Here is a 7,770-nt window from a genome sequence, read left to right as displayed (position 1 = left end):
GGAGCAACCTGAACGGAAGGGCCGGCCGCGGCTCAGGCTTCGAGCGGCTTGAGCTGCGCCTGGACGCGGTCGCGGCCGAGCCGTTTGGCCCGGTAGAGAGCTTGGTCGGCCTCGGCCAGCAACTGGTCGAGGCTGCGGGCGCGCAGATCGCTCTCGGCGACGCCGATGCTCAGCGTCGGCGGCCCTGGCAGTTCCTTGAACTGGGCCAGCGCATCCTTGAAGACGCCGCGGATCCGCTCGGCGACGCGCACCGCCTCCCGCACGCCGACATTGGGGAGGATGATCGCGAACTCGTCGCCGCCCTGCCGGGCGAGGATGTCGCCGCTGCGCAGTTGCCCCCGCACTGCATGTGCGAAGACACGCAGGATCTCGTCGCCGGCCGCATGGCCATGCGTGTCGTTGACCGCCTTGAAGTGGTCGATGTCGACCAGGAGGATGGATGCCGTCATGCCGCCATGCAGGGCGCCGCGCATCTGCCCGTCGAGCCACTGCTCGATGCCGGAGCGGTTCATCGCACCGGTCAGGGGATCGCGGCGGGCGAGGGCGGCGAGCATCCGGTTCGAGCGCTCCGCCGCGAGCAGCAGCAGCGCCTGGCCGCGAAGGATGATGAACGTTACGCCGGTCGCCGCCAGCCAGGCGTTGACGCCCGAGTCGCGCGGGAAGAGCGTGGTGCCGACCTGATCGAGCGCGGCAAGCACGATGCGCCCCCCATAGATCACGACCGTCGGAGCGAACAGGATCGCGAGCAGCCAGGCCGAACGCAGCTTCTCCTGCAGTCCGAGCCGGACGGCCTCGCGCACGATCGCCGCATCGCAGAAGGCCATCACGACGGCCACGATCAGGACCCGCGCCGCGTAACCCTGAGGGCCCGGAGACAGCGAGAGCAGGATCCAGACCGCGAGCAACGTGATGGTGAAGCCGAACCAGTGCAGCTCGCGCCCGGCGAAATGGCGAATGCCGAAGAGCAGAAGCAGGCAGCCGGCCAGCATCGCCGTATTGGCGAATTCGATGGAGAGCACATCGGGAATCGAATCCCTGAACGCGGCGCAGAGCAGGCCGGTGCCGATGCACAGGCTGCTCGCGCCCCACCAGACCGGGCTGCGCGTGAAGCGGCCGGTCGCGAACGTCATCAACTGCATCACACCGATGATGAAGCAGGTCAGCGCGCCGGTGACGAAGATCGTCCTGAGATCGAGGATCAGGCCCATGCCGATCCGCTTAGCCGAAGGAGACCGCGTCGGAGAAACGGCCGGCAAGCACATCGCCCAGGCGCAGCTCCGCCGGCCAGGTCAGGTCCGGCCTGCGACGTCTGCGGTTGAGAAGGGGGTGTGCGAAGGCTAATCAAGACGCGTTGGGGGACGAGCATGGTTGCATGCTTGGGAACATAATAGCCTGAGGATATCCAGTATGATCTTTTATAAGTCGTTGATCGCCGTTTCGGCCGCCGCTGTTTTGGCCTCCGCCGCTCCTTCCTTCGCCCAGACACAGGCGGACCAGCTCAAGGTGGCTTATCAGGCCGCCCGCAACCAGCTCGGCATTCTCGGCTATTGCGTCGAGAAGGGGCACATCGACGCCGGCGCCGTCGATGTGCAGAAGAAGCTGATCGCCCTCATCCCCGCGCCGGCCGATGCCAGCGGCGGCGACGCCGCCGAGGCTGCCGGCCGCAAGGGCACGATTTCGGCCATGGGCATGGAGCAGAATATCGAGGCGATCGCCAAGATGCAGAACGGCACGCCGGCCGCCTATTGCAAGCAGATCGGTGATCTCGTGAAGCAGATGGGCGCCAGGCTGCCGCAGTGAGCAGGGGCCGAGGCCTCCCGCCGTCATCAAGCTCCCGCGCCGGATCGCGCGGGCGTTTCACGAGATGGGCCGGATTTTCTCGGCCGGCCCGGCTTGCAATGCGGCGCCATCCCTAGTAAGGCGCTGGCCCATCCCACATGGAGCGTACCGCCTCTTGCTCGAGGCGTTCCGGTGACGCGGCAGCTCATGCCTGTTCATTCGCGCTCCAGAGGTTCAACCGGAAGGACAAGATTACCATGGCTCTGCCTGATTTCTCCATGCGCCAGCTCCTCGAGGCCGGTGCCCATTTCGGCCACCAGTCCCATCGCTGGAACCCGAAGATGTCGCCGTTCATCTTCGGCGTCCGCAACAACATCCACATCCTCGACCTGTCGCAGTCGGTGCCGATGCTGCACCGCGCCCTTCAGGCGGTCTCGGACACCGTCGCCCGCGGCGGCCGCGTCCTCTTCGTCGGCACCAAGCGCCAGGCGCAGGACTCGATCGCCGACGCTGCCAAGCGCTCGGCCCAGTACTACGTCAACTCCCGCTGGCTCGGCGGCATGCTGACCAACTGGAAGACCATCTCGGCTTCGATCCAGCGCCTGCGCAAGGTCGACGAGCTGCTCAACGGCGGCGGCACCGGCCTGACCAAGAAGGAGCGTCTGATGCTGTCGCGTGAGCGCGACAAGCTCGAGAAGGCTCTCGGCGGCATCAAGGACATGGGCGGCACGCCGGACATGATCTTCGTGATCGACACCAACAAGGAGCAGCTGGCGATCAAGGAGGCTCAGCGCCTCGGCATCCCGGTCGCCGCGATCGTCGACTCGAACTCGGATCCGGATGGCATCACCTTCCCGGTCCCGGCCAACGACGACGCCGGCCGCGCCATCCAGCTCTACTGCGACCTCATCGCCCGCGCCGCGATCGACGGCATCGGCCGCGCTTCGGGCGACCAGGGCATCGACCTCGGCGCCGCTGACGCGCCGGTCGTCGAGGAGGCTCTCGAGACGGCTTCGGGCGCCTTCGAGACGCTGACCGCCCCGCGTGGCGCTCCGGACGATCTGACCAAGCTCTCGGGCATGGGCCCGGACGCGGTCCAGAAGCTGAATGACGGCGGCATCTACCACTTCTGGCAGATCGCTGCGATGTCGCCGGCCGACGTGACCAAGGTCGATCACGACCTCAAGCTCGGTGGCAAGATCGAGCGCGAGGGCTGGGTCGCCCAGGCGCGCGAGCTCGCCGACGCCTGATGCAGGCTGCATGATGGCGGCGCGTCATCGGCGCGTCGCAATCAGGCTCTCGATTTGACGCCGACCAGCGCCGACGACCGGAAACGGAGCGTCGGCGTTTCCCCATAAGGCGTCCGCACATTCCGATCCGCGGCCGGCTCTCCTGCGCCGCACCGACAGCAAGGACAAGACAGATGGCAGCGATCACCGCCGCACTCGTGAAGGAACTCCGCGACAAGACCGGCGCGGGCATGATGGACTGCAAGACCGCGCTCTCCGCGAACGACGGCAACCTCGAGGCAGCCATCGACTGGCTGCGTGCCAAGGGCCTCGCCAAGGCCGCCAAGAAGGCCGGCCGCGTCGCCGCCGAGGGCCTCGTCGCCGTCGCCGTGCAGGGCCATGAGGGCGTGGTCGTCGAGGTCAACTCCGAGACCGACTTCGTCGCGCGCAACCCCGAGTTCCAGGCGCTCGCCAAGACCATCGCCGATGTCGCGCTCGAGCGTGGCGGCGACGTCGAGGCGCTGCTCGGCCACCACTATCCGGGCGGCAGCACCGTCCAGGACGCCATCGCAAACGCCATCGCCACCATCGGCGAGAACATGACGCTGCGCCGCGTCGCCTCGCTCAAGGTCTCCTCGGGCGTGATCGGCTCCTATGTCCACGGCGCGATCGCCGACGGCCTCGGCAAGATCGGCGTCATCGTGGCGCTCGAGTCGACCGGCAAGTCGGATGAACTCGCCGTGCTCGGCCGCCAGCTTGCCATGCATGTCGCGGCGACCAACCCGGTCGCGCTCGACCTCGCCTCGGTCGCCCCGGAAGTTCTGGAGCGCGAGAAGGCGATCCTGGCCGAGAAGAACGCCGGCAAGCCGGCCCATGTGCTCGAGAAGATCACCGAGAGCGGCCTGAAGAGCTACGCCAAGGAATACTGCCTGCTGGAGCAGGCCTATATCCATGACGGCTCGAAGTCGGTCTCGCAGGTCCTCAAGGAGATCGAGGGCAAGGTTGGCGCCCCGGTCAAGCTGACGGGCTTCGCCCGCTTCGCGCTCGGCGAGGGCATCGAGAAGGAAGAGCAGGACTTCGCGGCCGAGGTCGCCGCCGCCGGCGGCACCACGGGCTGACAAGCTCCGTAACGAATGCGAAAAAGGCCGCGCATCGCGCGGCCTTTTTTGTAGGAAGATAGGCCCGTCACGATTCGCGGCGGACGACAGAACTGACGGAGAGACATCGATGAGGCCCCAACGCGTTCTCGTGAAGCTCTCCGGTGAAGCCCTTGCGGGGCCTGTCGGCAACGGGCTCGACGGCGCCACCCTGACGGCGCTCGCCGCCGACATCGCCCACGCCTCGCGCGAGGGCGTCGAGATCGGCATCGTCGTCGGTGGCGGCAATTTCTTCCGTGGCGTCCAGGGCCTCAACAAGGGGCTCGACCGCACCACGGCCGACTCGATCGGCATGCTCGGCACGGTGATGAACGCCCTGGCGCTGGAGCATTCGATCGAGGCGGCCGGCGCTCCTGCCCGTGCCATGTCGGCCGTGCCGATGCCTTCGCTCTGCGAGAGCTATGCCCGCAAGCGCGCGCTCGATCATCTCAGCAACGGCAAGGTCGTCATTCTCGGCGGTGGCACCGGCAACCCCTATTTCACCACCGACACCGGCGCGGCGTTGCGCGCGGCCGAGCTCGGCTGCAGCCATCTGCTCAAGGCGACCCAGGTCGACGGCGTCTACAGCGCCGACCCGAAGAAGGACCCGGCGGCGACCCGCTACGACACGCTGACCCATGAGGATGCCATCAAGCGCGACCTCAAGGTGATGGACACCGCTGCCTTCGCGCTCGCCCGCGACGCCAGCCTGACCATCGTCGTGTTCTCGATCGCGGAGCCCGGCATGCTCGCCGCCGTCCTGCGAGGCGAGGGCAGGGCGACCTATGTGACGCCCTGAGGCCTCAGTAGGTCTTCCAGAGACTGGGCGTCGCGAGCTCGAGCATGTGCCCGTCCGGGTCGCGGAAATAGAGGCTCCGGCTGCCGCGATCCCACGCCATGCGTCCTTCCACGGCGATGCCGAGCTGGTCCAGCTTCGCCTCCCAGGCCGCGAGTTCCCCGGTGTCGATCGCAAAGGCGATGTGGAGCGGGCCGCTGCCGTCATGCGGGGGAATGCTGCCGCCGGCCGAGTTCTGGACCTTAAGGGAAGCCCCGCGCAGGAAGAGCAGCAGCACGCTGCTGCCGCCGACATCGTAGGCAAACAGGGTTTTCGTCTTCAGCAGTGGGGTGAGCCCGAGCTTTTCTTCGTAGAATTCGCGGGAGCGGTCGAGATCGTCGACATAGAGCGCGGTCTCGACGATACGATTCAGGCGAGGCACGTTTTTCTCCGTGGTTCTTTGCCGGCGGTGCTGGCTTGCCGTGTCGCAAGCCTCTAGACTGATCTATGTATCCCGAAGCAGCGGACCAGCCTGTCCTGCCGCTTCACCATGAACAGCTCGAACCGCTGCTTTTCCCTTGCCCAGATCTGGGGAACATGCTGTTCGAGCATGTAATTCTTGACCCTGCGCGGCCCCGCCGCCATGGTCGCGCCGATTTTGGATTACCTGCAAGGTCCTGATTGACATGGCCCAGACGACGTTCGACCTCGCCGACCTCAAGCGCCGCATGGCCGGCGCGGTGCAGTCCTTCAAGGGCGACCTCGCCTCGCTGCGCTCCGGCCGCGCCTCCGCCAACATGCTCGACCCGATCCAGGTCGAGGCTTACGGCGCCCGCACGCCGTTGAGCCAGCTCGCGACGGTGTCGGTGCCGGAGCCGCGTCTGCTCAGCGTTCAGGTCTGGGATCGCAGCATGGTGAACGCCGTCGACAAGGCGATCCGCGAATCCGATCTCGGCCTCAATCCCCAGACCGAGGGCCAGGTGCTGCGCATCCGCATCCCCGAGCTCAACGAGCAGCGTCGCAAGGAGATGGTAAAGGTCGCGCATAAATATGCCGAGGAGTCCAAGGTCGCCGTGCGTCACGTCCGCCGCGACGGGATCGACGTCGTCAAGAAGCTCGAGAAGGATGGCGACATGACCAAGGACGATGCCGCGCGCAATTCCGATCTGGTCCAGAAGGCGACCGACCAGCACATTGCCGAGATCGACCAGGCGCTCGCGGCGAAGGAAAAGGAAATCCTGCACGTCTGATCCCCTGCGCGGGACGAGTTCCGCGCCCTTCCGGCCGAGCGAGGCTCATCCGCATGTCATCCGGTCAGCGCGAGGCAGATGTGCCAAATCCGGCCCATGTCGCCATCATCATGGACGGCAACGGGCGTTGGGCGCAGATGCGCGGCCTGCCGCGGCATGAGGGCCATCGCCGTGGGCTGGAGGCGCTGCGGCGCACGGTCCGCAATGCCAGCGATCTCGGCCTCTCCGTCCTGACGCTCTACAGCTTCTCGACCGAGAACTGGCGCCGCCCCCACGCGGAAGTTTCCTTCCTGATGGGGCTGCTCAGGCATTTCGTCGAGAAGGACCTGGCCGAGCTTTCGGCCGCCAACGTACGGGTCCGGATCATCGGCAACCGCGAGAACCTCGCCGCCGATCTGCGCCGCCTGGTGGAGCATGCCGAAACCAGCACGCGCGCCAATACCGGGCTCGTGCTGGTGATCGCCTTCAACTACGGCTCGCGCGACGAGATCGTGCGGGCGGCTCGCAGGCTCGCGAGCGAAGCGGCGGCCGGGCGCCTCGATCCGGTCGCGATCGATGAAGCGGCGCTCGCGGCGGGGCTCGACACGCACGATCTGCCTGATCCCGAACTGGTGATCCGCACCTCGGGCGAGACGCGCGTCTCCAATTTCCTGCTCTGGCAGGCGGCCTACGCCGAGTTCATCTTCGCGCCGGTGATGTGGCCGGACTTCGACCGCGCCGCCTTCGAGGATGCGCTGGCACAGTATCGGCAGCGCGATCGCCGTTTCGGCGGCGTGTCCGCTCCGGCCGACCGCAGCGTGAGTGTCGCGTGAATGAACCCGCGCCAGCCACGCCGCGGCCGGGCCCGAGCGAGCTGAAGCTCAGGGTTGCGTCGGCGCTCGTCCTTGCCGCGCTCATCCTCATAGCGACGCTCTGGGGCGGATGGCCGTTCCGGCTGGTCTGGATCGTGGTCGCCGGCGTGGCGGCCTATGAATGGCTCGCCATGGTCAACCGCGGGAATGCGATCCCGGCCGGTATCGCCGTGGTCGTCGCCGGATTCGCTCTGGCCTTCTCATCGACAAGCCCGGCCGCGCTTGCCGGCACGGCTGCGGCGGCAGCGCTGCTGGGCGCGGTTGCGACGCCCTTCGTGCGCTCGCGCATCGCCCTGGAGCTCTGCGGCGTCGCCTATGCGCTCGCCTTTGCGCTGGTGACGCCGGCCCTGCGCGACCTGCCGGGCATCGGCCTCGCCTTGATCCTGTGGAGTTTCGCGGTCGTCTGGCTCACCGATATCGGTGCCTATTTCACGGGGCGCCGCCTCGGCGGGCCGAAGCTGATGCCGAGCGTCAGCCCGAAAAAGACCTGGTCGGGTGCGATCGGCGGTGCCGTCGCCGGCATGATCGGCGGCTATCTGGTCTGGCGGCTGACGCCGTCGCTGGAAGGGCTCACGGCGGCCGGGCCCGTCATCGCCGTCTCGCTCGCCGGCTCCATCGTGAGCCAGGCCGGCGATCTGTTCGAATCCGCTCTGAAGCGCCGCTTCGACATCAAGGATTCGAGCAAGCTCATTCCGGGCCACGGCGGCTTCCTGGACCGTCTCGACGGCTATTGGGCCGTTCTCGTGCTCG

Annotated in this window: 9 protein-coding genes; 7 read left to right on the top strand and 2 right to left on the bottom strand. The window is 67.2% G+C overall.

Translation table 11 applies throughout. The features are described from left to right. Nucleotides 1-32: 32 nt before the first annotated feature. Entirely contained in the window at nt 33-1,208 is a 1,176-nt protein-coding gene (locus ACIPIA_RS06745; RefSeq protein ID WP_400507895.1) for a GGDEF domain-containing protein, read from the bottom strand. Between the two features lie 199 nt (nt 1,209-1,407). On the opposite strand from ACIPIA_RS06745, the gene ACIPIA_RS06740 reads away from it, so the two are divergent. The 4 genes from ACIPIA_RS06740 to pyrH all read left to right on the top strand — a co-directional run bounded on the left by ACIPIA_RS06740 (nt 1,408) and on the right by pyrH (nt 4,943). Next, on the top strand, nt 1,408-1,800 hold the full coding sequence (locus tag ACIPIA_RS06740) for a pore-forming ESAT-6 family protein (RefSeq protein ID WP_400507893.1): 393 nt from the start codon (nt 1,408-1,410) through the stop codon (nt 1,798-1,800). A gap of 236 nt (nt 1,801-2,036) precedes the next feature. Then, a complete protein-coding gene (locus ACIPIA_RS06735) occupies nt 2,037-3,029 on the top strand; it encodes a 30S ribosomal protein S2 (RefSeq protein ID WP_400507891.1) in 993 nt (330 codons plus the stop codon). A 173-nt stretch (nt 3,030-3,202) separates the two neighbouring features. Continuing rightward, entirely contained in the window at nt 3,203-4,126 is a 924-nt protein-coding gene (gene tsf, locus ACIPIA_RS06730; protein ID WP_400507889.1) for a translation elongation factor Ts, read from the top strand. 109 nt (nt 4,127-4,235) lie between these two features. Beyond that, nucleotides 4,236-4,943 carry a UMP kinase gene (gene pyrH, locus ACIPIA_RS06725; protein WP_400507887.1) on the top strand — a complete coding sequence of 236 codons (708 nt, stop codon included), beginning with the start codon at nt 4,236-4,238 and terminating at the stop codon, nt 4,941-4,943. A gap of 4 nt (nt 4,944-4,947) precedes the next feature. On the opposite strand, the gene ACIPIA_RS06720 is transcribed toward pyrH, so the two are convergent. After that, the gene (locus ACIPIA_RS06720; RefSeq protein ID WP_400507885.1) at nt 4,948-5,361 is read right to left on the bottom strand and encodes a VOC family protein; all 414 of its coding nucleotides are present in this window, start codon (nt 5,359-5,361) and stop codon (nt 4,948-4,950) included. A gap of 244 nt (nt 5,362-5,605) precedes the next feature. On the opposite strand from ACIPIA_RS06720, the gene frr reads away from it, so the two are divergent. The 3 genes from frr to ACIPIA_RS06705 form a co-directional block, all read left to right on the top strand. Then, on the top strand, nt 5,606-6,169 hold the full coding sequence (frr, locus tag ACIPIA_RS06715) for a ribosome recycling factor (RefSeq protein WP_400507883.1): 564 nt from the start codon (nt 5,606-5,608) through the stop codon (nt 6,167-6,169). Nucleotides 6,170-6,222: 53 nt separating this feature from the next. After that, nucleotides 6,223-6,981 carry an isoprenyl transferase gene (locus ACIPIA_RS06710; RefSeq protein ID WP_400507881.1) on the top strand — a complete coding sequence of 253 codons (759 nt, stop codon included), beginning with the start codon at nt 6,223-6,225 and terminating at the stop codon, nt 6,979-6,981. Next, the coding region (locus tag ACIPIA_RS06705) for a phosphatidate cytidylyltransferase (RefSeq protein WP_400507879.1) at nt 6,978-7,770 on the top strand (793 nt) is incomplete at its 3' end. The genes ACIPIA_RS06710 and ACIPIA_RS06705, both read left to right, overlap by 4 nt.

The organism is Allobosea sp. CER48, assembly GCF_044752385.1.
Taxonomy (GTDB): Bacteria; Pseudomonadota; Alphaproteobacteria; order Rhizobiales; family Beijerinckiaceae; genus Allobosea.
The sequence above is the reverse complement of the archived record's forward strand: the minus strand, read 5'-3'. Positions and strand labels throughout refer to the sequence as shown.